The organism is Deinococcus sp. LM3 (genome assembly GCF_002017875.1).
GTDB lineage: Bacteria > Deinococcota > Deinococci > Deinococcales > Deinococcaceae > Deinococcus.
Map to the genome: position 1 here is coordinate 2,449,008 of NZ_MUFV01000001.1, position 24,095 is coordinate 2,473,102.

A 24,095-nucleotide genomic window follows, 5' to 3' on the forward strand; every position below is an offset into this window, starting at 1 on the left:
GTGAGGACCGGGCAGCGCTGCTGGAAGAGGAGTGGTGTGGGTGGATCAGGCGGCGGCGATGACGCTCAGGGCCTGTTCGTTCTTCAGGGTGATCTTGCCGTAGCCGGCGCTGATCACGCCCTCGCGGGACAGTTCGCCCACGACCTTGGTGACGGTCTCGCGCACGCTGCCCACGGCGGCGGCCAGTTCGTCGTGCGTGGCGTAGATCATGGTCTCGCCGCTGTCGAGCTGGGTGGCCAGGGCGGTGTCCTTGAGTTCCAGCAGTTCCCCGGCGATGCGGGCACGCAGGCGTTTGCCCACCAGACGGTAGATGCTCTCGTAGGCGCGTTCCAGCGTGCGGACCAGGTGGGTGGTGACCACGAGGTTGTCCTCGGCGCTCATGAGGGCGGGGTTGATCACGTCGATGCTGGAGTCGGTGACGGCCTCGGCGAAGTAGGCGCGGTTCACGCCGGCCAGGGCTTCCTCGCCGAAGTACTCGCCGGGCTTGACGTAGCGCAGGGTCAGGCCGTTGCCGTCGTCGTCCATGGTGTGTACGCGCACCAGACCGGCCGCGACGCGGTAGAGCATGTCGCTCTTGCCGGGGTAGAGGATGACGGCGCCGGGGCGGTAGGTGACGGTGTCCACGAAGGTCCGGGTGTTGGTGGTAAGGGTCATTGTGTGCGCCTCCTTGGGCGGTGTGAGAGGGGGGAAACGGGGTGTCGGGGGCTTATTCCCGACGTGCTCACAGTGTAACCCAACATCACTTTTTTGTAAACACTTTTGTTTCTTTAATCAGCATTGAGGTTACAGATCACCCGGTCAGACCGGCACGCCCCGGCCACCGGTAGGACAGCATTTCCGTCCCTGGGCCCCGCCCGAGCCGCCTCACCCGATGCTCACCGCTGGCCCCGACCGGTGCGTCCATGATCCCCTTACAGGAGGGACGCGCACGCTCCCCTCATCCCCGGTACGGGCCAGCGATTCAATCGGTTCGGTCGGATCTTTCGCGGCCCGGCCAGGGGCGCTTCCACCCGGCCGCAACGGCAGTGGGCGGCGAGGCCTTCACCCCGCCGCCCACCCGTTCCCGCCGTCCTCAGCGGGTCAGGATGCAGCCGGTCAGAGTTCGTCCTCGCGGCGGATCGGGAAGGCGCTGATCACGGAGTCCTTGTCGGACACGTTGATGACCTTCACGCCCTGCGCGTTGCGGCCCGTCACGCGGACCTCCTCGACGCGGGTGCGGATCACGGTGCCCTTCTCGGTCAGGACCATCAGTTCCTCGTCACCGGCCACGCGGGCCAGGGTGACCAGCTTGCCGGTCTTCTCGGTCACGTCCAGCGTGATGACGCCCATCCCGCCGCGCCCCTTGGCGGGGTACTCGCCGACCGGGGTGCGTTTGCCCAGTCCGCACTCGCTGACGGCCAGCAGTTCGCTGTCCTCGTCACCGCCGGGCACCAGGGCCATGCTGACCACGGCGTCCTGTTCGCCTTCACGCAGGCGGATACCGATCACGCCCTGCGTGGCGCGGCCGGTGTCGCGCACCTCGCCGCTCTGGAAGCGCATGGCCTTGCCGTTGCGGGTCGCCAGGATCACGTGATCGCTGTCCTGCACGATGCCCACGCTGATCAGCTCGTCGCCCTGCTGCAGGTTGATGGCGATCAGGCCCGCCGAGGTGATGTTGCCGTAATCGGTGATCAGGGTCTTCTTGACCACGCCGTTGCGGGTGGCGAAGATGAAGCAGCCCTCTTCCTCGAAGCCCTTGACGCTCAGGACGGACGCGATGTTCTCGTCGTCGCGCAGGCCGGGCAGCAGGTTGCGGATGTGCGTGCCCTTGGCGTCACGGCCCGCTTCCGGCAGGTCGTAGATCTTCTCGTGGAACACGCGGCCCTTGTCGGTGAAGAACAGCAGGAAGTCGTGCGTGCTTCCCACGAACACGCGGGTGTTCACGTCCTCGTCACGCAGTTTGCCGCCCGACGCGCCGCGCCCGCCACGGCCCTGCGCGCGGTAGGCGTCGAGCTTCGTGCGCTTGAGGTACCCGGCGCGGGTCATGGTGATGACCATGTCCTCGACGGCGATCAGGTCCTCCTTGCTGATGTCCTCTTCCAGCAGCGTGATGGTGCTGCGGCGCTCGTCGCCGTAGTTGTCGCGCACTGCGCGGATCTCCTTCTTGATCTCCTTCCAGAGCAGGCCCTCGTCGCCCAGGATCGAGCGCAGGAACGCGATCGTCTTCTGGAGTTCGTCGAACTCGGCCATCAGCTTCTCGCGTTCCAGGCCCACCAGACGCTGCAGGCGCATGTCCAGGATCGCCTGCGACTGCACCTCGCTCAGGCCGAAGCGGGCCATCAGCGAGTCGCGCGCCTCGGCGCCCGTGTTGCTCGAACGGATCAGGCTGATGACCTCGTCGATGTGGTCGAGCGCGCGGATCAGCCCCTCGAGGATGTGGGCGCGTTCCTCGGCCTTCTTCAGCTCGTACTGCGTGCGGCGCGTGACCACGTCCCGGCGGTGTTCCAGGAAGTAGCGCATGGTGTCGATCAGCGGCAGCACGCGCGGCTCGCCGTTCACGATGCTGAGGTTGATGACCGTGAAGGTGCCCTGCAGCTGCGTGTACTTGTAGAGCTGGTTCAGGACCAGCGTGGGAATCGCGCCGCGCTTGAGTTCCACCACGATGCGCACCGGGTCCTTGCGGTCGGACTCGTCGCGCAGGGCGCTGATGTCGGGGATCTTCCCGGCCTTGTACATGGCGCTGATCGTCTGGATCAGGTTGGTCTTGTTCACCTGATACGGGATCTCGCTGATGATGATCTGGTTGCGGCCGTTCTTCTCCTCGATGCGGGCCTTGCCGCGCACCTTCAGGCCGGAGTGGCCGGTGGCGTACGCGTCACGGATGCCCTGCTTGCTGATGCGCCCGCCGGTCGGGAAGTCCGGGCCGGTCACGTGCTGCATCATGCCGTCGAGGTCGATGTGCGGGTTATCGATCAGGGCCAGCAGGCCGTTGCAGATCTCGGTCAGGTTGTGCGGCGGGATGTTCGTCGCCATGCCCACCGCGATGCCCGACGCCCCGTTGATCAGCAGGTTCGGCACGGCCGAGGGCAGCACGCTGGGTTCGACGGTGGTCTCGTCGTAGTTGGGTTTCAGATCGACGGTTTCTTTTTCCAGGTCGGCCAGGACTTCCTCAGCGACCTTGGTCATGCGGGCTTCGGTGTAACGCATCGCGGCGGGCGGGTCGCCGTCGATGGAGCCGAAGTTCCCCTGCGGGTGGACCATGGGGTAGCGCATGTTCCACCACTGGCCCAGGCGGACCATGGCGTCGTAGATGGAGCTGTCGCCGTGCGGGTGGTACTTCTTCATGACCTCGCCGACCACAGAGGCCGACTTGGCGTGTTTCTGGTTGGCGTAAAGGCCTTCGAGCATCATGGCGTACATGATCCGGCGCTGCACGGGCTTGAGACCGTCGCGCACGTCGGGCAGCGCGCGGTCCACGATCACGTTCATGGCGTAGTTGATGAAGTTGGTCTTGACTTCGCTGGTGATGTCAACGGGAAGAATTCCGGTCATGTTGCTCCAGTGGTGCAGGTCCGGGCGTGGCCGGGGCCGCGCCGCAGAGGTGAGATGGGGAGGTCCCGGCGCGGGGCCAGGGATGGGACGATTCTAGCACGATTATGCTCAGGGCGTAATAGAACCGGGTCCTTCTATGCTGCCCATTGTACCTGAAAACACCCCCGCACACCGCGACCCTGACCACCACCGGAACCCGCCCAGCACCAGCAAAATCAGCCCTCCACGACACCCCGGACCCCACCCGCCCCGGACGGCGCACCCAGCCACCCCTCCTGCCTCCCCGGCCGGACCCGCAGCCGTTACCCCACAGCGGTTTTCGGGCCTGCGGAGAGGGGCTCCCGGCATCCCCGAAACGCGCAGCGCGAGTAGCCGGAAAGAGCCTCCGGAAAGAGCCGCCGGAAAGAGCTGGAAGTGGAGCGGCCCACCACGCACGGCCTCCCGCGCCGGGATGCAGGCCCGCGACACACCCGGAGGGTGAGCGGAACTCGCGCCCCTGGCCCCCACACGCCCGTCCCGCCGGCCTGACCGCCCCCCACCCCCACCGGCCTGCCAGACACCACCCCCCGCCGGCCGCGCCAAGCCTTTATGATGACTTCACATGCTTGATCAACTCACGCAACTCGTCAGGGACGTGGATGGCGCCTGGGCCGCCGCCATCGGGGGCCTGGACGGCCTGCTCATCGAGGGACACTCCACTGCCGCCACCGACCTCAGCCTGCTGATCGCCGAGCATGCCGGCCTGTACCGCTCGGCCAGCACCGCCTACTCCACGACCCTGAACGGCGGCCAGACCCGTGAGATGTACCTGCGCGGCGAACGCCTGAGCGTGTACCTGCATCCCATCAAGACCGAGTACTTCCTGCTGCTGGCCGTCGACGCGCGCAGCAACCTCGGACAGGCCCGCCTGTACGGCCGTGACACCGCCCGCAAACTGGAGGCCATCCTGTGATCATCGACCCCCTGCGCACCCTGCCCGGCGTGATCGCCGCTGCCCTGGTCGGCCCGGACGGCCTGCCCATCGAAACGCACGGCGACGGGGGAGACGCCATGGCCGCCGAACTGAGCGCCCTGCGCGCCAGCCTGGACCGCACCGGCCGCCGCCTGGGCGCTGGAGAGGTCACGCGCATCGCCTTCACCAGCGAACGCATCGAGGTCGTGGCCGTGTCCAGCGGGGACTTCGTGCTGGGCGCCGCCATGGCGCGCGGCACCGACACCCGCACCGCCCAGCAGACCCTGGCCCGCCTGGCCCTGGAACTCGGGCACCTGCCCCGCCCGGAGACCCCATGATCGAGGCCCTGATGGACGTGCGCGGCGTGCGCCACACCGCCCTGGTCGCCAGCGACGGCCGCGTCGTGGCCCGCGCCGGCCTGAGCGAGGAGCAGCTGAACGCGGAACTCACGCTGGTCGCCGCCAGCCGCGCCGTGATCGGCAGCCTGCAGGCGAACCTGCAGACCGGCGACTGGCAGGAACTGCTGCTGGACCTCGACGGCGGCCCCGTGCTGTTCACGCCGCACGGCGACCAGATCCTCCTGACCGCCTTCGACGAGGTCGCCAGCCTGGGCCGCGTGCGGTTCGCAGTGCGCCGCCTGCTCGGCACGGCCTGACCGCGCCCACGGCCCGCGCGCCCCGGCCCCCGCCCGGCGGGCACGCCGGGGCGCGTTGCATTCGTCCCGGCGCCCGCGCGCTAGCGTAGGCGCATGCAAGACCGTCCCCGCCGCCTGCGCCGCACGCCCGCCCTGCGCGCCCTGACCCGCGAAGTGCACCTGCACCCCGAGCAGTTCATCCACCCGATCTTCGTGCATGAGCGCGACACCGTGACCGACATCGCCACCATGCCCGGCGTGCAGCGCCACAGCATCGAAAGTGCCGTGACCCAGGCCCGCGACGCGCTGGCCCTCGGGATTCCCAGCGTGATCCTGTTCGGCATTCCCGACCACAAGGACGCCCTGGGCACCCAGGCCTACGCCGAGGAAGGCATCATCCAGCGGGCCACGCGCGCCATCAAGGCCAGCGTGCCCGGCATCAGCGTCATCACCGACACCTGCCTGTGCGAGTACACCGACCACGGCCACTGCGGCCCGCTGTGCGAGGTGCCCGGCCACAGCGGCCCGGACGCCTGGACGGTCGACAACGACCCCAGCCTGGACCTGCTGGCCCGCACCGCCGTCTCGCAGGCCCGCGCCGGAGCGGACGTCGTGGCCCCCAGCGCCATGATGGACGGACAGGTCGCCGCCATCCGCGCCGCACTGGACGCCGCCGGTTTCACGCACGTCCCGGTCATGAGTTACGCCGTGAAGTACGCCAGCGCCTACTACGGCCCCTTCCGGGACGCCGCCGGGTCCACCCCCAGCGTCGGGAACCGCGCCACCTACCAGATGGACCCCGCCGGAGGCTACCGCGAGGCGCTGCGCGAGGCCCGCCTGGACGCCGAGCAGGGCGCCGACACCCTGATGGTCAAACCCGCCCTGGCGTACCTGGACGTCCTGAGCCTCCTGAAACGCGAGTTCGACCTGCCGGTCGTGGCGTACAACGTCAGCGGCGAGTACTCGCTGATCAAGGCCGCCGCCGCCGCCGGATTCATGGACGAACGCCGCACCGTCCTCGAAACCCTGACCGGCTTCAGGCGCGCCGGAGCGGACGCCATCATCACGTACCACGCCATGGACGCCGCCCGCTGGATCGCCGAGGACGCCCGCAAGTGACCAGCGCCACCAACCCCATCCGCGTGGACTGGATTCCCACCGGCCTGTGGCCCGGCCGCCTGGGCCTGACCTTCGCGCCGGGCAAGAAGGGCGGCAGCGTGTACCAGCCGGGCGTCACGCACGACCGCGACCTGACCGACGACATGCGCACCCTGGCGCAGGACGGCGCGACCGTCATCGCGCCGCTGCTGGAAGACCACGAGTTCCACATGCTGGGCCTGGAGGACTACCACGGCGCCGCCGACACCTTCGGCCTGGAAGTCGCGCCGTACTCCATCCCGGACGGGCACGCCCCGCACGACCCGCGTGACTTCGCCGCGTACATCGACGAACTGATGACCTACCTCCTGAACGGCCGCAGCGTCGTCGTGCACTGCCGGGGCGGCCTGGGCCGTGCGGGCCTGAGCGCCGCGTGCCTGCTCGTGCAGGCGGGCCTGGACGCCGAAGACGCCATCGCCCTGGTCCGGGAGACCCGCAGCCCGCACGCCATCGAAACGCCGCAGCAGGAGCAGTTCATTCACGATTTCGCCCGCTGAGGGCACGGAGGTCACCCATGATCAGTGTCGCCAACCGCATCCACGTCAAGGCCGAGTACCACGACGCTTTCGAGGCACGCTTCCGCGACCGCGCCGGACTGGTGGACGGCATGCCCGGCTTCATCGCCAACCACGTCCTGCGGCCCACCCGCGACGGCGAACCCTTCGTGGTCCTGACCTTCTGGGAGTCCCGCGAGGCCTTCGAGGCCTGGACGACCAGCGACGCCTTCCGGCAGGGCCACGCCCGCAGCGGCACCCTCCCGAAGGACGCCTTCAGCGGCCCGAACGTCCTGGAAATCCATGAGGTCGTCGCCCGCTGATACGGATTCCGTCTGTTTCGCTGACAATCCGGAACTTCACCGGATTGCCAGCTCCACGTCCGGAACCCGTTTTTCTCCCACTCGCTCTGCGGCGCAGCTCTACGAGTCCGCTCGGATTGAACGGTCTTTGCATTCCATTCAATCGGAGTCCGTATGACCTGTCCCGCAGGCGGGGCTACACTGGGCGCATGAAGCTCCATGCTCTGCTTGGCGCGGCCCTGCTCGCCTCTGCCCTGGGCGCGTGCGCGCCCGCCCTGACCGCCCCACAGACCGGGCGGATCGTGAACGCCCGCACGGGCGAGGAAGGCGCCGTGACCTTCACGCGCGGCACCCTCACACCGCGCGTGGGCGACCCCTTCGCGCCCGACAACGCCACCATCCGCATCGGTGGGCGCACCTACACGGGCCGCACGTACCTGATCGGGGGCGGCGCCCTGCCCGGCGGACTGGGCTTCAGCGTGGCGTTCGGTGCCAGCAACGGCAGCGACGGCAGCACCGTCACGGGCGGCGGCACCCGCGTCGAGGGAGGCCGCCCGGTGCCCGCCCACACCGGCAACCTGATCGCCCGCGCCGAGGGCGACCCGCCCGCCCTGCTGACCTGCACCCTGACCGTGGACGCGCAGCAACGCGGCATCGGCGAGTGCTTCGACGGCGCGGGTACCCGATACGCCCTGCAATTTTGAGCGCACTGGCGGGGGAGAGGCCGCGCGTGGTGTGCCTGTGCGGCAGCGTGCGCTTCCTGACCGAGTTCGATGCGGCGTCGCTGGCCGAAACGCTGGCGGGCCGGATCGTCCTGAGTGTCGGGAGCCACAGAGAGCGGGACGAGGACGCCCTGGCACACCTGAACAGCGCCGAGCGGGAGGCCGCGCTGGACCGCCTCGGAGCGCTGCACCTGCGCAAGATCGACCTCGCGGACGAGGCGCTCGTCATCAACCCCGGCGGGTACGTGGGTGACTCTACCCGCCGGGAGATCGCGTACGCGCGGCAGACCGGGAAGCCAGTCCAGAGCCTCGAACCGCTGACCGCGTAGCGCGTCAGGCGAGCAGACTGACCGCCGGGTGCCGTACCGCGTTCACGCGCAGGGTCAGGCGGTCGTCGGGCGTGGCGGTGGGGCGGGCCACCTCGCGCAGCACGTAGGTGGGGTTGCCGCGCAGGTCCAGGGTGCGCAGGATCGCGGCGAGGTTCAGCATGATCAGGCCCTCGGCCATGCCGCTGCCCGCGCAGATGTGCGTGCCCAGCCCGTATGGCGCGAACGCACCGGGGCGGCGGTGCTCCATGCGGCCCGGCGCGAAGCGTTCCGGGTCGAAGCGGTCGGCGTCCGTGAAGCACCCGTCCAGTCCGTGCGGGACGGTCGTGCCGATGATCACCCGCCGACCCTGCGGCACCGTGACGCCCGCGAATTCGAAGTCCTGCGTGACCGTGCGGGTCATGGCGGGCGCGATCGGGTGCAGCCGCAGGCACTCCATCACGAAGCGGTGCAGGTGCGGCAGTCCCCCCAGGGTCTCCATGCTGGGCGGCCCGTCCTGGAAGGCGGTGTCGGCTTCCGCAACCAGAGCGGGGACCAGTTCCGGGTGCCGCCCGACGCGGTACAGCACGAACGCCAGGGTGTTCGCGGCGGTGTCCATCCCCGCGATGAACGCCCCCATGGTCGCCATGCGCAGGTCCATGTCCGACCAGAACGCCGGGTCGGCGGCCTGCGCGGCCAGCAGGTCATCGATCAGGTCCGGTGCCCGGCCGGCCTGCTCCGCTGGGACGCGGCGGTGCTCCTCGATCAGCGCTTCCACCATGCCCAGGGACCGCGCCCGCGCCCGCCGGAAGCCCGGCAACTGCTCGACCAGCGGCGGGCGCTGCCGGGTCACGCGGACCATCAGGGTGTTCTGCACGAAGCTCAGCAGGTCGTTCAGGTACGGGCGGGCCGTGCCATTCACGACCACCCGCGCCAGCTGCTCGGTGATCACCGCCTTGCACCAGTGCGCCACCTGCAGGTCATCCCCGGCGCGCAGCGGCACGAGGTCCTCGGCCGTCACAGACAGCGCGCGGCGCAGGTTCGCGCCCAGGTACGAGCGGGCGTACGTGCGCGACTCGGTCCGGCGGAAGGTGCGGTGCTCGTCGCCGTCCACGCTGATCATGGACCGCTGCACCCCGAACGCCTGATCGTTCGGCCGCCACGCCTCCAGGGAACGCAGGTGACGGTGCCCTTCCTTCACGGTCCACACGTTCGCTTCCGGCCCGGCCAGCACCGTGTACGTCTGCCCCAGGCCCGTCACGTTGAACACCGGGCCGTGCTCGCGGTACGCGGCCGTCAGGAAGGCGCGCAGCCGGTGCGGGTACAGCTGCGTGATGCTGCCGATCACGGGCGGCCCGGACACGGTGGGAATGACGCGCGGGGAGGTCGGGTACGGGGCGTTCGTCATGCCCCACGGTACACGTCTGCGCTGCCCATGAGAAAGCCCCGCCTGCCGTCGGGCGGGGCGGGGCTGAAGTCCAGAAGGAGGGCCTCGGCTTAGGCCTGACCGTACATGACGGCGCGCTTGACTTCCTCGATCAGCTGCGTGATCGGAATGTCGCGCGGGCACGCCTCGGTGCAGTTGTACGCGGTGCGGCAACGCCACACGCCGGTGTTCTGGTTCATGATGCCCAGGCGCTGCTGCGTGGCCTCGTCACGGGTGTCGAAAATGAAGCGGTGCGCCTGCACGATCGCAGCCGGGCCGAGGTACGAACCGTTCACCCAGAAGATCGGGCAGGAGGTCGTGCAGCAAGCGCAGAGGATGCAGTTGCTGGAGTGCGCCATGCGCTCGGCCTCTTCCTCGGACTGGATGCGCTCGGCGGCGGGGGCCGGGGACTCGTTGATGAAGTACGGCATGATCGCCTTGTACGAGTCGAAGAACGGCTCCATGTCCACCAGCAGGTCCTTCTCGACCTTCAGGCCACGGATGGGTTCTACCGTGATGGTCCCGCCGCTCTTGGCGACGTCGCGCACCAGGGTCTTGCAGGCGAGGCGGTTGCGGCCGTTGATCAGCATGGCGTCGCTGCCGCAGATGCCGTGCATGCACGACCGGCGGAAGGTCAGGCTGGGCTCCATGTACCACTTGATGTGGTTGATGACGTCCAGCACGCGGTCGCTCGCCTGGGCTTCCACGTCGTAGGTGGTCCAGTGCGCCTTCTTGTCCTTTTCGGGGTCGAAGCGCAGGACCTTGACTTTCAGTTGCATCATCGGCACGCTCGCAGAGACGGGCGCGGCGCTGGTCGGTGCGTGGGTCTGGGTCATTGAGATTCCTTCCGGGCGGCGCTGTCCTGCACGCCGCCCGAGTGGGTGAGGGTGCGGGTCAGTACACGCGGGGCTTGGGTTCGAACGCGCGCGTGAAGCCCTTGAGCGACACGGGCTTGTACCCGATCTGCACCTGACCCTCGCGGTTCAGGTCCTTGTACGCCATGGTGTGCTTCAGCCAGTTCTCGTCGTCGCGGGTCGTGAAGTCCTCGCGGTCGTGCGCGCCGCGCGACTCGGTGCGGTTGAGCGCACTGGCGGTCATGGCCTCGGCGCAGTCGAGCATGAAGCCCAGTTCCATCGCCTCGATCAGTTCGCTGTTGTAGCGGCGGCTGGGGTCGCTGACCCCCACGTTCGCGTAACGCGCCTTGAGTTCCTGCACGATCCCGACCTGCTTTTCCATGTCGGGGCCATTCCGGAAGATCCCGACGTTGTTCATCATGGATTCCTGCAGTTCCTTGCGGATCGCGGCGGCGTTGTCCTTGCCGCTGCTGTTGCGCAGACGGTCGAACAGGTCCACGCTCTCACGCTGGGGGTTCTCGGGCATGTCCGGGAATTCCACCTGACGCGCGTACTGCGCGGCGTAGATCCCGGCGCGGCGACCGAACACCACGAGGTCCCCGAGGCTGTTCGTGCCCAGGCGGTTCGCGCCGTGCAGCGACACGCAGGCCTGCTCACCGGCCGCGTACAGGCCCTCCACGCTGCCGCCGTTCCCGTCACTCAGGCACAGGCCGTTCAGGTCGGTGGGAATGCCGCCCATCGCGTAGTGCGCCGTCGGCTGGATCGGCACGAGGTCCTTGACCGGGTCCATGCCCAGGTACGTGCGCGCCAGGTCGGTGATCTCGGCCAGTTTGCCCTCGATCACCTCGCGCGGCAGGTGCGTCAGGTCGATGTTCACGGCGTCCTTGTCGCGGCCCACGCCACGGCCCTCACGGATCTCGGTGATGATCGAGCGCGACACGATGTCACGCGGCGCGAGATCCTTGATGGTCGGCGCGTACCGCTCCATGAACCGCTCGCCACTGTCGTTCCGCAGGATGCCGCCCTCGCCACGGATGCCTTCCGTGACCAGGATGCCCAGCTTCGCCAGACCCGTCGGGTGGAACTGGTAGAACTCCATGTCCTCCAGGGGCAGGCCCTTGCGGTAGTAGATGCTCATCAGGTCGCCCGTCAGGGTCAGGGCGTTACTGGTGATCTTGAACACGCGCCCGTACCCGCCGGCTGCCAGAATCACGGCCTTCGCGTGGAAGGTGTGCAGTTCCCCGGTCGATAGCTCGTACGCCACCACGCCACGGCAACGGCCATCCTCGATCAGCAGGTCCGTCACGTGGAACTCGTTGAAGAACGTCGTGCCTTCCTTGACGTTCTGTTGGTACAGCGTCTGCAGGATCATGTGACCCGTGCGGTCCTTCGCGTAGCAGCTTCGCTCCACGGCCGCCTTCCCGAAATCACGGGTGTGACCACCGAACTTACGCTGCGCGATCTTCCCGTCCGGCGTGCGCGAGAACGGCAGACCCATGTGCTCCAGCTCGTACACCGCGTCGATGATGTCCTTGGAGAACACCTCGGCGGCGTCCTGATCGGTCAGGTAATCGCCGCCCTTGACGGTATCGAACATGTGCCATTCCCAGTGGTCTTCCTGCACGTTCCCCAGCGCCGCGCCAATCCCGCCCTGCGCCGCGCCCGTATGCGACCGCGTCGGGTACAGCTTGCTGATGCAGGCCACAGACACGTTCCCCTTGGCAGCGTACAGCGCGGCCATCAGGCCAGCGCCCCCCGCTCCCACCACCAGCACGTCATAACGATGATGCATATTTATCCTTTACCACCTGCCCGCAAAGGCAGGATCAGATCGAGAACAGACCCACCGTGCCGAACGCAAACACCAGCGCCACCACGGTATAGAACAGACCCTTCACCCACGCCCGGTTCGGACGGGACCGCACGTAATCCTCGATGGAATACCGCGCGCCGTTCGCGCCGTGCATCAGCGACAGTGCCAGGATCAGCCAGTCATAGAACTTCCAGGCCGGGTTCGCCAGCTTCGCGACCACCGCGTCGAAGGTCGCGTCCGACTCGCTGACCTGAATGAACGTCATGTAGATGTGACCCAGAATCAGGAACACCAGGATCAACCCGCTGATCCGCATGAAAATCCACCAGTTCAGCTCCGCGTTGCTGTGCGACTGCTGCCGCGCGTCCGTGAACGTCCGGGCACGAATCATCAGTAGCCTCCCATCAGACGCGGGTACAGCGTCCACGCGGCGTACACGAAGGCCGCCACGCTGATCAGCAGGACCCCGTACCACATCTGCCGCTGGTACGCCACGCCGAAGCCCGTGAAGTCCATCACGATGATCCGCAGCCCGTTGAACGCGTGGTACACCACGCCCGCCGTCACGAACAGCAACCCGATCCGGAACGGCCACAGATCGTACGTCTCGTGAATCACCATGTAAAACCGCTCACCAAAAATGAACGACCCGATGCTGAACACATGCAGCATCAGATAAGCCAGAATTGCCAGCCCGGACAGGCGGTGAAGCAGGAACGCCCACTGCCCCTCTCTTCCTCGGTACATTCTCCCAGTCCTCCTCGACGTCTAAACCCTTCTGTTCTCAAGGCGCCGCCACCCCACCACACACTAGGGCGAACGGTAAGCCGTGTGGGTGACCATTCACACCACTCTTTCAGACAGCGCCCAGTTTAACACCACCCCGCCAGAGCGCACCCACCCCACGGCCGGAGAACCGGAACACCCGATGTCACCGCGTGAGGTGCAAGCACAGACCTTACCGCGCTACCCTGAACCGCATGACCGGCCCCACCCCCACCCCACCCAAAGACCCCCAGGCCGAAGCGGAATTCACCCGCAAACTCGTCCTCGGTATCCTCAGCACCCTCGAACACAAGGGCCTGCTCAGCAAAGCCGAAGTCGACGGCATCATCCGCGCCGCCCGCCACGCCGCCTACCCCACCCCACCCCGCCGCACCCCCGGCCCCGCCGCACCCGGCACCCAGTGGGTCAAACCCGGCCAGCCCCACCAGCCTATGGACCGCACCACCCCCGTCGCCATCCCCAACGTGCAGCGCGCCGCCCCGCCCAGCGACCAGCCGCAAGACAAACCGGCCGGGGAAACCCCCAAAGCGCCGCCCGTCATCGACTTCGACCTGCAGTAACGCGCGACCTCGCTCCGTACATACAGACAGGAAGGCCGCACCCGGAATCTGGGGTGCGGCCTTTACTGAGCAGTGGAGCTTACTTCAGCTGCGACAGGTAGTAGTTCGTGCCGTTGCCGTTGTACTCAGTGGTGACCACCTGCACGCCGCCCTGGGCGTTCAGGAGTGTCTTGCGGATGCTTCCCAGGCTGACGGTGACGGCCGAGGGAGTACCCGCCGTATTGATCCGGTACACGTTGCTGGTGTCGCTGCCCCACAGCACGGCCGGGCTACTCTGGTCGAACCCGGTCAGCGTGCCCGCCTGGATGGATGTGAATTTGGTGACGGTGCTGTCCGCGTTCAGACGGGCCAGCTGGCCATACGCACTGAACCAGACGGTGCCGTCGGCGGCGACGGCCGCCGAGGTCGCGCCGCTACTCTTGAGCAGATCCAGTTTGGTGACGGCGCCAGTGGCCGTATCGATTTTCAGAGCGTCGCCCGAGTAACCACCCAGGTAGATCAGGGTCTTCCCGTCCGCGCCCATGGTCAGCGGAGCGTCATAGGAGCTGGAGCCGTAGTTGGCAGAGCTGTCGACCGTGGTAACCACGCCGGTCGCCGGGACCCACGTCTTCAGGGAAGTGGCCGAGCCCCCCATGCCCGTGCTGACAGTCTCCACGAACCACACGCGCCCCTGCCCGTCCGTTCTGCGGGTGAAGCCATCCGACAGGGAGAAGTTCACCGCAGGCAGGCTGGTCACGGTGCCGTCGTCCGAGATCAGGGACGGCGCCACGCCGGATCCCTTGTAGGCAATGACGCCGCCGCCCGTTTCAATCAGGCGCAGGCTGTTCTGCGACGTGACGGATCCGGTGGCTGCCACCTTCCCGTCGGCCGTGAACCGGGTCACCACGTACTGGTAGGCAGAGACGCTGGAGTCGTAACGACTGCCCGTCACGGCCCACAGGCCGCTGGACGCAGCGACCGCTCCTTCGACGGACGTTCCCAGCGCGGCGCGTGCGGGACGCACCGAGAGTTGGGTCTCCGCGCCGTAGGAGTTGGCACTCTGGTCCGGACTGGTGACCTTGATGGTGCTGTTGCCCAGTGCGGCGTCGGCCGTGGCGGTCAGGGTAATGGCGGTGGTCGTGGTGCTACCCGGCGTGACCGTCACGGTTTTCGGGGCGGCCGTCACACCGGCCGGGAGGCCCGTGACGGTCAGGGTCGTCTGGCCGTTGAAGCCGTTCTGGGTGCTCACGTCCACGTTCAGCTGGGCGGTGCCGCCCTGGTAGATCTGCTGGCCGTAGTAGGTCGAGCTGGAAACGGCAATGTTCACGGTCGGTGCAGGCACCCTCAATTCCGCGGAGGCGGACGCTTTCACGGTGCCCCCGTCGGCGGTCAGGGTGATCGGGTACGTGCCGGGCTTCAGGGTCGCGTCACTCTTGAAGGCCAGGCTGAGGTACGAGGAGCCGTTCAGGGTCTGCGTGACGGGCGTGACGGTCACCCCCGCCGGCAAGCCCGTGGCAGAGTACGTGACCGGCCCGCTGAAGTTCCCGACGCTGTAACCGCACACGTTCAGGGAAGCGGTCTTGCTGGGGTACAGCTCCAGGTAGCTGCTTCCGCAGGTGCCGATCGTCAGGCCGGGCTTGCGGATTTCCAGGCTGCCCGAGCCGCCGCCCACCTGTTTGCCGGTGGTGTCCTTGACGATCACTCGGAATGAACCCGAGTAGTTATCCTGGCCGCTGTACTTGAAGGTCAGATCCGTATCCAGGCGCTGCGGGCTGACTCCCAGGTTCTTCAGGTAGGCGGCGGTGGCCTGGGCCTGCACGCTCTGAAGCGTCGTGGCGGTCAGGTTCACGGTGGACGGCTCGATGGTCAGGCCGGGCACGTCGGTGCTGAGGCTGACCTGCCCGGTGTACCCGCCTTCCTGGTACAGCCGTGCAGGCACCGACACCCCGGCGTCCGACGTGATCTTCACGTCGCTGCCCAGGCTGACGAGCACGGACGGCGTGTATGCCGTGGCCTTAAGGGTAGAGCGCACGCCACTGCCGAGACTGCGCAGGGTGAGCGTGGAGTTGGTCCCGGCGTACTCGAGGGCGTTCCAGCCGGAGTTCAGGACCACGTCGAGCGACACGGTGATCTTTGTGCCGTCCGGGTAAGCGCACAGGAGGTTGCCCTTCACGGTGGCGGCCGCAGCGCTGTACAGACGGGCAACCAGACTGCCGGGTACGGTGCCGCCCGACACGATCTGCTCGGTGGCGAACGCGAGGGAATCGATCTTCTCGCTCAACAGTTCCACGTCCGTGAACAGAGCCACGGACGGGTTGCTGGTCTGCGAACCCGTGAAGGTGCAGCCCCCGCCCGAGGTCAGGTTGAACATGTTCCTCTTGTCCGGAGCCGCCGTCAGCGGCAGGTCCAGCACCCCACCCTTGACGGTGCCGGTGTTGGCGAAGTCGTAATCGCCACCGCTCACCAGAACGGCGCGGGTCGCGGCCGCGGGGGCGTCCGTGACGGTGCCGGTCATGCGCGTGGCCTGCACGGCGCTGCCGGGTGAGGGCGGTGTCACGCCGCCGGTGTCTGTAGTAGAGGGGCAGGCGGTGAGCAGGGCGGTCAGGCTGATCATCGCGGCGGGGAGTTTCAGGGTCTTCATGTGCACTCAGGATTCTAATGGTGATGGCGGGGTTTCGCTGGGTTTTTGCGCTTCTGTCACGGCACCCCCGCTTGATGAAGACCTCGTCAGATTCGGTGGCACCCTGGGGTGGCCGGCTCGTCCCAGCGGGCTGTCCGGCGCCTATCTACACCACCTGTCCGTTGCGTGTGGGGGGTGGCGTATGCTCGGGGCATGTTCAGCGGTTCTGTGCGGGTCGGAGCGTCCCTGGTGGGGCTTCTTCTTCGTGTGGGGCGTTGAGCGCGGCCCAGCGTTCAGTGTTCGCCCCCGGTAGCTCTCGCAGCGGCCGGGGGCGCGTTTCTTGAGGAGGCAGTGGTATGGGAATGACGATTGCAGAGAAGATCCTGGCGGCTCACAGTGGGCATGACGCGGTGGTGCCGGGTCAGCTGATCGAGTGCGCGACCGACTGGGTGCTGTGTCATGAGATCACGACTCCGGCGGCCCTGCGGATGCTGGAGGAGCGCGGCATGGACCGGGTGTTCAACCCGGATCAGATCGTGGCGGTGCCGGATCACAGCGTGCCGGCCATGAACATCAAGGCCGCGAAGATGTACCAGAAGCTCAAGAGCTGGGTGCAGGAGAAGGGCATCAAGCACTTCTACGACGTGGGCCGGGGCGGGATCGCGCACGTGGTGCTGGAGAACACGGGCCTGATGAAGCCGGGGCAGACGCTGGTCAGCGGCGACAGCCACACCTGCAACGCGGGTGCGCTGGGGGCCTTCGCGACCGGGGTGGGCAGCACGGACCTCGCGGGCGCCATCTACGCCGGGAAGGTGTGGTTCAAGGTGCCCGAGACCATGCTGATCCGCGTGACGGGCCAGACGCAGCCGGGCGTGACGCCCAAGGACATCGTGCTGGAGGTCATCAAGCGCATCGGTGCGGACGGCGCGAACTACATGGTCATGGAGTGGGTCGGCGAGTACATCGACAACCTGGACATGGAGGGCCGTTTCACGCTGACGAACATGGCGATCGAGGCGGGCGGCAAGACCGGTATCGTCGCGGTCGACGACACCACGCGGGCGTACATGGCGGCGCGCGGCGTGACGCCCGGGCAGTACACCGAGTACCAGTCCGACGCCGACGCGCGCTTCAAGGTGGTCATCGAGGTGGACGCCTCGGCGGTCGAGCCGACCGTGGCGTACCCGCACATTCCCAGCAACGGGCGCGTGGCGGGCAGCGACCGGATCGCCGTGACGCACGCGTACGTGGGCAGCTGCACGAACGGCCGCATCACGGACCTGCGGGACGTGGCCCGCATCCTGAAGGGCCGCCGGGTCGCCGACGGCGTGCAGATGATCGTCGTGCCCGCCACGCAGCTGATCTGGAAGCAGGCGGCGCAGGAGGGTCTGCTGGAGATCTTCGTGGAGGCCGGCGCGAGCGTCAGTTACCCCAGTTGCGGCGCGTGCCTGGGCATGCACTCGGGCGTGCTGGGGCCGGACGACGTGTGCATCAGCTCCAGCAACCGGAACTTCGTGGGCCGCATGGGTGACCCGAGCGCGCAGATCTACCTCGCCAGCCCAGCGACCGTCGCGGCGAGCGCCGTGTCGGGCTTCATCAGCGATCCGCGCGAGTACAACGACACCATCAACGCCGCCGACTGAACGCCGGTCGCCGGGGGCCGTGAGGGGGAGGGGAGAAACGTGGACCTGAACATTCTGCTGGTGGTGGCGGCGCTGCACGCCGTGGTGCTGATCGTGCCGGGACCGGACGTGCTGCTGGTCAGTCAGACGGCGCTGGCCCGCACGCGGCGCGCGGCGCTGCTGGCGGGTCTGGGCGTGGTGCTGGGCATCAGCGTGTGGGCGTCGCTGGCGCTGCTGGGCATCGGGCTGCTGTTCGAGGCGTTCCCGTGGGTGCACGGCGTGATCCGCGTGGCGGGCGGCCTGTACCTGCTGTGGATGGGCTACAGCCTGTGGCGCAGCAGTGCCCGGACAGACACGCAGGCCGCGCCCGTCCAGGCGCCCCTGAGTGATCTGGCCGCCCTGCGCGCCGGGTTCCTGACGAACATCGCCAACCCGAAGGCCGCCGTGTTCTTCGGCAGCGTGTTCAGCGGCGTGCTCGGCACCGACGCGGGAAGCGGCGTGAAACTCGCGGCGTTCGGGATCATCGTGGGCCTCAGCCTGGGCTGGTTCGCGCTGGTCGCGCTGGGCATGTCCACCGCGTCCATGCAGGGCGCGTACCTGCGTGCCCGCCGGGGCGTGGACCGCGTGGCAGGCAGCCTGATGCTGGGCTTCGGGACGCTGCTGCTCGCCTCGCGCGAGTAGACCGCCGGCGCCCGGACCGGGGCGCGGACCTCACGTGCGCCCGCTGCGCGCGAGTAAGCTGGGTGAACTTATGGGCGAAGCAAAACGACGTAAACAACTGGGCCTGATGCCCACCGTGCACCCCTTCGACGCGACCATGGACGCGGACGGCACGCTGACCTTCACGCGCGCCCCCGAGGACGCCGCGCTGCGCGAGCTGATCGCGGGCGCGCTGCGGTTCTCGCAGCCGTACGGGGCCGCGTGGGACAGTCAGTACCGCACGCTGCATGTCATGCACGGCCGCGTGGACCGCTTTCTGGAAACCGCCGAGGACGTGCAGTCCATTCCCGTGCCGGCGCTGCGCCGCCTGAGCGGTGAACTGGCGCTGGGCCGCGTCGGCGAGGGCAGCGAGACCACCGGCCGGTTCCTGCCGGTCGAGGGCGGCGCGGTCCGCCTGCGCGAGGTGCAGCACTCCGCCGACGGCGTGAAATGGGACGCGTTCCCCGTGAACATGGACCCCCGCCGCGCCATGGAGTTCCTGCTGCAACACCCGGCCGCCACGCTGGGCGGCGAGGTCGTCGCGACCTACGTGGCCGAGCAGTGGCGTGAGGGTCGCCTGGACATCGACCCGGAACCCCCGGCCGAACTGCTGGACATGCTCGAATCGCTGGCTCGCGAGTGGCACGGCGACACCGGGCAGGGCTGGCAGGACACCCACCTGGACGCCACCGACGGCGACGACACCGACCCCGTGCCGGTCGCGCGCCGCGTGGCCTTCGAACTGCGGCAGCCCGCGCCGCTGCAATCCCCGCTGAACATGGCGTTCGCCACGCTGGGCAACGTGGAAGTCACCGTGAACCGCGAGGCCAGCAGCTACAGCCTCGACGGCGAAGCCTGGATCTCGTATGCCGACCCGGACGGCGAGGCCCGCGAGGACGCCCTGGACCTCCCGGACTTCCTGGACGTGGAGACCGTGCCCGTTCAGGTGTTCGCCGACGGCCGGGTGGAATGGGTGGATGAGGACGTGCCCGCCGAGCACGGCGAGCGCCTGCGCGCCGACCTGCTGCTCGAGACCGGGGCCGGGAACCCGGCCGAGTGGGCGCAGTGGACCCGCGAACTGATCACGCAGACCTTCGAACACGAACTGGTCGTCCCGGAAGACGCCGAGCTGCCCGTGCCCGTCGCGGTGCTGCTGGACATTCCCCTGGACGCCCTGGACGACCCGGACCCGCTGGCGCAGTCGTTCATCGAGTCGGCCATCACCTTCGACGGCACCAACTGGCGCGACCTGTACGACGAGGTTCTCCCGGAGGAACTCCGCCCCTTCCTGGACGACAACTGACGGTGCCAGCAGCTGACCGTACCGAGACCTGAATTCGAACCCGCGTCGGGGCCGCACGCCGCGTCCCGACCGCAAGGAGCACCCATGACCACCGTGCACGTGTTTGGCCGTGACCACATCAACACCGACGAGATCATCCCCGCCCGGCACCTGACCACCGACGTGGAAAGCGAACTCGCCAAGTTCGCCATGGAGGACTACGACAAGAACTTCGTGAAACGGGTGCAGCCGGGCGACATCATCGTGGCCGGCGCGGACTTCGGCTGCGGTTCCAGCCGCGAGCACGCCGTGTGGGCGCTGCGCGGCGCGGGCGTGGCGGCCGTGATCGCCCCGAACTTCGCGCGCATCTACTACCGCAACTCCATCAACAACGGCTTCCTGGCGCTGGAATGCGACGGCATCGTGCAGGCCTTCCAGGACGGCGACCCCGCCGACCTGAACCTCACGGCGGGCACCATCACCAACACCCGCACCGGGCAGAGCCTGACCTTCGTGCCGGTCCCGCAGTTCGCGCTGGACGTGCAGAAGGCCGGCGGCTGGCTGGAATACATGAAAGAGCACGACCAGGCGGCGCTGGAGGCCGAAACCCTGGACGCCCACTCCACGCAGGCCGGTCACGGCCACCCCGGCCAGGAGGAGCAGCATGCCTAAGATCGTTTCCCTGCCCGGCGACGGCATCGGCCCGGAGGTCACGGCGGCGGCCGTGCAGGTGCTGCGCGAGGTCGCGCCCGACGTGACCATCGAGGAACACCTGATCGGCGGCGTGGCCTTCGACACGCACGGCGACCCGTTCCCGCAGCCCACCCGCGAGGCCCTGAAAGACGCCGACGCGGTGCTGCTGGGCACGGTCGGCGGCGCGCAGGACAGCGCCTGGAACCTGCTGCCCCGCCACCTGCGCCCGGAGAGCGGCCTGCTGGCGCTGCGCAAGGCGCTCGGCTGCTACGCCAACCTGCGCCCGGTGCGCGTGCAGCCCGGCCTGGAACACCTGTCTCCGCTGAAGCCCGAACTGGCGCGCGGCGTGGACATCCTGATCGTGCGCGAACTGCTGGGCGGCGTGTACTTCGACGGCGACCGCAAGATTGACGGCGACACCGCCTACAACACCATGCGCTACACCACCGCCGAGGTCGAGCGGGTCGCGAAGGTCGCCTTCTGGGCCGCCGAGCAACGCCGGGGCCGCGTCACCAGCGTGGACAAGGCCAACGTGCTGGAAGTCAGCGAACTGTGGCGCCGTGACGTGACCGCCCTGCGTGACCGCGACTACCGCGGCATTCACCTGAACCACGAGTACGTGGACAGCGTCGCCATGCTGATCGTCTCGGACCCCAGCCGCTACGACGTGATCGTCACCGAGAACCTGTTCGGGGACATCCTCAGCGACCTCGCTGCCGTCATTCCCGGCAGCCTGGGCCTGATGCCCAGCGCCAGCCTGGGCGACGGCGCGGGCCTGTTCGAACCCATTCACGGCAGCGCCCCCGACATCGCCGGGAAGGGTGTGGCCAACCCCGCCGCCGCCATCATGAGCGCCGGTATGCTGCTCCGGCACGGCCTGAAACGCCCGGACGCCGCCAACCAGATCGACCGGGCCGTGGCGCTGGCCCTGCGCGCCCAGCCCACCCGCGACCTGGGCGGCACGGCCGACACGCAGACCTTCACCCGCGCCGTCCTGAACGCTCTGGAAAGCTCGCCCGCCGTCGGGTAACCGCGCCAGGACCACGCGGCCGGAAGGGGGCAGGGGAGACTGGACCTCCTGCCCCCTTCCGACTGCCCCCTGCCGCTGCCCCGGTCAGTGCAGGCGTTCGCGTTCCAGTTGCTGGATGCGCCGCTCCAGTTCCCGCAGGCGGGCGCGGCGACCCGCCCGGCCCAGCTGACCGATCAGAAAGTAGACGAGTGCGCCCACGCCCAGGGTGACACTCAGGACGGTCAGGGCGAACAGCAGTTCGGGGAGTCCCAGTGCAGGCATACCCGCAGCTTAGGAGCCCCGCCGGGCGGGCGTTGCCTCAATTGCCACACGGCCCCTGTTCAGGAACGCTTCACGCAGCGCATGCTGGGGGCATGAGCGACCCCGCCGTGACCTTTCCCGCCCCGGCCCGCATTCCGTACCCCGGTGGGTGCGTGCTGGAACCCGGCCCGTACGCGCTGGACTACCTGCTGCGGTGGCGGGCGGACGTGACCGTCCGCGGCACCCTGCACCCGGACACGCCGGTCTTCCCGCTGCTGCGCGCCCTGCTGGCCGACCCGGCCGCGCACGGCCTGAGCGCCGACGACGCCGGGGCGGCCCGCGACCGGTTCCTGGAACTGGCCGGACAGGCCCTGACGGCCGAAGGTGGGCAGCGCGCGTGGTTGGAGCGCGAGTTCCGCTGACCCCGCCGGAGACGGCCACTCTAGACACGGAGGAGGTCACGCCCGACCTGACGCTCGCGCCGGCCCGTCCGGGCGAGACGCGGCACGCCCTGGCCGCCCGCACCCTGCGTGAGGCCGTGCTGGACGGCCGCCTGCCCGAGGGAACGCGCCTGCCCGGCCACCGCCGCCTCGCGCAGCGCCTGGGCGTGTCCCGCAACACGCTGGTGGACGCCCTGACCCAGCTGCACGCCGAGGGCTACGTGCGCCCGCGCGGCCGCAGCGGCACCGTGATCAGCGTCCCGGCGCTGCCCGGCCCGAACCGCGTGACTGCCCCGGCCCTGCCGCTGAGCGCCTGGGCGGTCCGCGCGTTGCAGGGGCAGGTGCCGGAGGCCGGCGGGGACACCTTCGCCGTGGATTTCCGGGTGGGGCAGCCCGTCCCGGACCTGTACCCGGAAGCCGCGTGGACGCAGGCACTGGCCCGCCGCGCCGCACAGGTCACGCACGCCCACCCGCACGATCCGCTGGGGCCGCTCGAGACGCGCCGCGCGCTGGCCGCGTACCTGAGTGCCGAGCGGGGCGCGCGCGTCACGCCGGACATGGTCATGCTGACCGGCGGCACGCAGTCCGCGCTGGACGCCCTGGCCCGCGTGTTCCTGGAACCGGGCCGGCTGGCCGCCGCCGAGGACCCCACCTACGCCGGGGCGCGCGCCGCGCTCGCCGCGACCGGCGCGGACGTGACAGGCGTCCCGGTCGACGCCGGGGGCCTGCGCACGGACGACCTGCCCCGCCGCGCAACCCTGGTGTACGTCACGCCCGGCTGCCAGTACCCCACCGCCGTCAGCCTGAGCGCCGCGCGCCGGCAGGCCCTGATCACCTGGGCCGCCGCCGCCGGCGCCTTCATCCTCGAAGACGATTACGCCGCCGACCTGCACCTGACCTCGCGGCCACCGCCCGTGCTGCAGGGGCTCGCGCCGGACCGCGTGATCCTGCTCGGCTCGTTCAGCAAGAGCCTCGCCCCCGTGACCCGCAGCGGATTTCTGGTCGCGCCGCCCGGCGTGCTGCGCGTCCTGACCGGCACCCGCCCCCTGACCGACCGCCTGCCGGGCCGTCTGGACGCCCTGGCCCTGGCCGACGTGCTGGGTTCCGGCGCGTACGCCCGCCACCTGCGCCGCGCGCGCGGCACCGTCGCGCACCGGCAGGAGACGCTGGTCACGGAACTGCGCCGCGCCCTGAGCGGCTGGACGGTCACGCCGGTCGCCTCGGGCCTGCACCTGTACCTGCCGCTGCCGCCCCCCTGGACCGAGGAACAGGTCCTGCAGCGCGCCGCCGCGCAGGGCGTGGCCCTCAGTCCCGTCTCGCCCCTCGCGGCGGGCGGGCACGCACCGGCCGTGCTGCTGGCCTTCGCGGGCCTGCCCCCGAGCAGCTGCGGGACGGCGCGCGGCGACTCGGGGCGGCCCTGCGTGATCCGCGTTGACCGGCTGGCCCGCCCCCCGGCCGGGGGCATGAGCGGCAACCCGGCGCGCATTCCCCCGGCCTGCGCGGTAGACTGCGCGCAATGCGACTGCTGCTCGCCGCCCTGGCCCTGGTCCTGACGTTGATGTACTTCACGTTCGGCCTGCGTTTCGGGTATGTCACCCTGACGCCCACCTACCTCCTGAACGCCAGCGGCGAGAACCGCTACGGCCTGAACGTCTTCGAGGACCGCAAGATGATCGGCGTGCGCGGCTCCTGCGACGTGCGTTCCGGCACGGCCACCGTGCGCCTGCTGGACCCCAGAGGTGTTCAGGTGGCCGGTCAGGCCTGCCCGCAAGGGACCTGGGGGCTGAACGTCATGACCACCGGCCCGGAAGGCAGGTACCAGCTGATCGTCGAGTTCTCGAAGTTCACCGGGACGATGGACCTGAAAGAGGCGCGCGAGTAACCGCCAGACAGACCCGCCGCCCCGCCTTTCACGATTTTCTCATAGACGCCCTGTCCGGGTCTCGCTAGCCT

The 24,095-nt window shown here is 68.9% G+C and carries 26 protein-coding genes; 17 read left to right on the forward strand and 9 right to left on the reverse strand.

Translation table 11 applies throughout. The features are described from left to right. Positions 1 to 45 precede the first annotated feature (45 nt). Positions 46 to 654: a helix-turn-helix domain-containing protein gene (locus BXU09_RS11505; RefSeq protein ID WP_055362815.1), complete on the reverse strand. Its 609-nt coding sequence runs from the start codon at positions 652 to 654 to the stop codon at positions 46 to 48. Positions 655 to 1,095: 441 nt separating this feature from the next. Then, positions 1,096 to 3,531 (reverse strand): DNA gyrase subunit A, encoded by a 2,436-nt coding sequence (gene gyrA / locus BXU09_RS11510; RefSeq protein WP_078302759.1) that lies wholly within the window; start codon positions 3,529 to 3,531, stop codon positions 1,096 to 1,098. Positions 3,532 to 4,132: 601 nt separating this feature from the next. Between gyrA and BXU09_RS11515 the strand changes: the two genes are divergently transcribed. The 8 genes from BXU09_RS11515 (at position 4,133) to BXU09_RS11550 (ending at position 8,122) form a co-directional block, all read left to right on the forward strand. Next, positions 4,133 to 4,483: a roadblock/LC7 domain-containing protein gene (locus BXU09_RS11515; RefSeq protein ID WP_078302762.1), complete on the forward strand. Its 351-nt coding sequence runs from the start codon at positions 4,133 to 4,135 to the stop codon at positions 4,481 to 4,483. After that, on the forward strand, positions 4,480 to 4,821 hold the full coding sequence (locus BXU09_RS11520) for a roadblock/LC7 domain-containing protein (protein WP_078302764.1): 342 nt from the start codon (positions 4,480 to 4,482) through the stop codon (positions 4,819 to 4,821). The genes BXU09_RS11515 and BXU09_RS11520 overlap by 4 nt, the downstream gene beginning before the upstream one ends. Continuing rightward, a complete protein-coding gene (locus tag BXU09_RS11525) occupies positions 4,818 to 5,138 on the forward strand; it encodes a roadblock/LC7 domain-containing protein (protein ID WP_078302767.1) in 321 nt (106 codons plus the stop codon). Before BXU09_RS11520 ends, BXU09_RS11525 begins: the two co-directional genes overlap by 4 nt. 93 nt (positions 5,139 to 5,231) lie before the next feature. After that, a complete protein-coding gene (gene hemB / locus BXU09_RS11530; protein ID WP_078302770.1) occupies positions 5,232 to 6,236 on the forward strand; it encodes a porphobilinogen synthase in 1,005 nt (334 codons plus the stop codon). Then, entirely contained in the window at positions 6,233 to 6,772 is a 540-nt protein-coding gene (locus BXU09_RS11535) for a cyclin-dependent kinase inhibitor 3 family protein (RefSeq protein ID WP_078302773.1), read from the forward strand. Before hemB ends, BXU09_RS11535 begins: the two co-directional genes overlap by 4 nt. Positions 6,773 to 6,789: 17 nt before the next feature. Next, the gene (locus BXU09_RS11540; RefSeq protein ID WP_078302776.1) at positions 6,790 to 7,092 is read left to right on the forward strand and encodes an antibiotic biosynthesis monooxygenase; all 303 of its coding nucleotides are present in this window, start codon (positions 6,790 to 6,792) and stop codon (positions 7,090 to 7,092) included. A gap of 188 nt (positions 7,093 to 7,280) precedes the next feature. Next, entirely contained in the window at positions 7,281 to 7,775 is a 495-nt protein-coding gene (locus BXU09_RS11545; protein ID WP_078302778.1) for a hypothetical protein, read from the forward strand. Further along, positions 7,772 to 8,122 (forward strand): hypothetical protein, encoded by a 351-nt coding sequence (locus BXU09_RS11550; RefSeq protein WP_240501195.1) that lies wholly within the window; start codon positions 7,772 to 7,774, stop codon positions 8,120 to 8,122. The genes BXU09_RS11545 and BXU09_RS11550 overlap by 4 nt, the downstream gene beginning before the upstream one ends. 4 nt (positions 8,123 to 8,126) lie before the next feature. On the opposite strand, the gene BXU09_RS11555 is transcribed toward BXU09_RS11550, so the two are convergent. From BXU09_RS11555 to sdhC, 5 genes are all read right to left on the reverse strand, one after another. Continuing rightward, the gene (locus BXU09_RS11555) at positions 8,127 to 9,506 is read right to left on the reverse strand and encodes a cytochrome P450 (RefSeq protein WP_078302787.1); all 1,380 of its coding nucleotides are present in this window, start codon (positions 9,504 to 9,506) and stop codon (positions 8,127 to 8,129) included. Positions 9,507 to 9,595: 89 nt separating this feature from the next. Beyond that, positions 9,596 to 10,360: a succinate dehydrogenase iron-sulfur subunit gene (locus BXU09_RS11560; protein ID WP_055363022.1), complete on the reverse strand. Its 765-nt coding sequence runs from the start codon at positions 10,358 to 10,360 to the stop codon at positions 9,596 to 9,598. Positions 10,361 to 10,418: 58 nt separating this feature from the next. Next, on the reverse strand, positions 10,419 to 12,170 hold the full coding sequence (gene sdhA, locus BXU09_RS11565) for a succinate dehydrogenase flavoprotein subunit (protein WP_055363021.1): 1,752 nt from the start codon (positions 12,168 to 12,170) through the stop codon (positions 10,419 to 10,421). A gap of 34 nt (positions 12,171 to 12,204) precedes the next feature. Next, positions 12,205 to 12,582: a succinate dehydrogenase hydrophobic membrane anchor subunit gene (locus BXU09_RS11570; RefSeq protein WP_055363020.1), complete on the reverse strand. Its 378-nt coding sequence runs from the start codon at positions 12,580 to 12,582 to the stop codon at positions 12,205 to 12,207. Continuing rightward, on the reverse strand, positions 12,582 to 12,938 hold the full coding sequence (sdhC, locus tag BXU09_RS11575) for a succinate dehydrogenase, cytochrome b556 subunit (RefSeq protein ID WP_055363019.1): 357 nt from the start codon (positions 12,936 to 12,938) through the stop codon (positions 12,582 to 12,584). Before sdhC ends, BXU09_RS11570 begins: the two co-directional genes overlap by 1 nt. Before the next feature lie 233 nt (positions 12,939 to 13,171). Between sdhC and BXU09_RS21195 the strand changes: the two genes are divergently transcribed. Beyond that, on the forward strand, positions 13,172 to 13,537 hold the full coding sequence (locus BXU09_RS21195) for a hypothetical protein (RefSeq protein ID WP_205684144.1): 366 nt from the start codon (positions 13,172 to 13,174) through the stop codon (positions 13,535 to 13,537). Between the two features lie 79 nt (positions 13,538 to 13,616). Here BXU09_RS21195 and BXU09_RS11585 read toward each other — a convergent pair whose 3' ends face one another. Beyond that, the gene (locus tag BXU09_RS11585) at positions 13,617 to 16,157 is read right to left on the reverse strand and encodes a hypothetical protein (RefSeq protein WP_078302800.1); all 2,541 of its coding nucleotides are present in this window, start codon (positions 16,155 to 16,157) and stop codon (positions 13,617 to 13,619) included. A gap of 335 nt (positions 16,158 to 16,492) precedes the next feature. Here BXU09_RS11585 and BXU09_RS11590 point away from each other — a divergent pair, with 335 nt between their 5' ends. The 5 genes from BXU09_RS11590 (at position 16,493) to leuB (ending at position 21,462) form a co-directional block, all read left to right on the forward strand. After that, complete coding sequence (locus tag BXU09_RS11590; RefSeq protein ID WP_078302812.1) at positions 16,493 to 17,779, forward strand: homoaconitate hydratase family protein; 1,287 nt, start codon at positions 16,493 to 16,495, stop codon at positions 17,777 to 17,779. Positions 17,780 to 17,818: 39 nt separating this feature from the next. Continuing rightward, positions 17,819 to 18,439: a LysE family transporter gene (locus BXU09_RS11595; protein WP_240501196.1), complete on the forward strand. Its 621-nt coding sequence runs from the start codon at positions 17,819 to 17,821 to the stop codon at positions 18,437 to 18,439. Between the two features lie 70 nt (positions 18,440 to 18,509). Next, on the forward strand, positions 18,510 to 19,760 hold the full coding sequence (locus tag BXU09_RS11600) for a hypothetical protein (RefSeq protein ID WP_078302819.1): 1,251 nt from the start codon (positions 18,510 to 18,512) through the stop codon (positions 19,758 to 19,760). Positions 19,761 to 19,844: 84 nt separating this feature from the next. Next, positions 19,845 to 20,411: a 3-isopropylmalate dehydratase small subunit gene (locus tag BXU09_RS11605; RefSeq protein ID WP_078302829.1), complete on the forward strand. Its 567-nt coding sequence runs from the start codon at positions 19,845 to 19,847 to the stop codon at positions 20,409 to 20,411. Further along, positions 20,404 to 21,462: a 3-isopropylmalate dehydrogenase gene (leuB, locus tag BXU09_RS11610; protein ID WP_078302833.1), complete on the forward strand. Its 1,059-nt coding sequence runs from the start codon at positions 20,404 to 20,406 to the stop codon at positions 21,460 to 21,462. Before BXU09_RS11605 ends, leuB begins: the two co-directional genes overlap by 8 nt. A gap of 84 nt (positions 21,463 to 21,546) precedes the next feature. Here the strand turns inward: leuB and BXU09_RS11615 are convergent, their stop codons facing one another. Then, positions 21,547 to 21,723: a lipopolysaccharide assembly protein LapA domain-containing protein gene (locus BXU09_RS11615; protein ID WP_078302836.1), complete on the reverse strand. Its 177-nt coding sequence runs from the start codon at positions 21,721 to 21,723 to the stop codon at positions 21,547 to 21,549. Between the two features lie 92 nt (positions 21,724 to 21,815). Here BXU09_RS11615 and BXU09_RS11620 point away from each other — a divergent pair, with 92 nt between their 5' ends. From BXU09_RS11620 to BXU09_RS11630, 3 genes are read left to right on the forward strand one after another with little or no spacing between them, the layout of a single operon-like run. Then, the gene (locus BXU09_RS11620; protein ID WP_078302839.1) at positions 21,816 to 22,124 is read left to right on the forward strand and encodes a hypothetical protein; all 309 of its coding nucleotides are present in this window, start codon (positions 21,816 to 21,818) and stop codon (positions 22,122 to 22,124) included. Next, positions 22,100 to 23,695, forward strand: coding sequence for a PLP-dependent aminotransferase family protein (locus tag BXU09_RS11625; protein WP_240501198.1), 1,596 nt, complete (start codon positions 22,100 to 22,102; stop codon positions 23,693 to 23,695). The genes BXU09_RS11620 and BXU09_RS11625 overlap by 25 nt, the downstream gene beginning before the upstream one ends. Beyond that, the gene (locus BXU09_RS11630; protein ID WP_055362274.1) at positions 23,659 to 24,024 is read left to right on the forward strand and encodes a hypothetical protein; all 366 of its coding nucleotides are present in this window, start codon (positions 23,659 to 23,661) and stop codon (positions 24,022 to 24,024) included. Before BXU09_RS11625 ends, BXU09_RS11630 begins: the two co-directional genes overlap by 37 nt. The last annotated feature ends 71 nt before the right edge of the window (positions 24,025 to 24,095 follow it).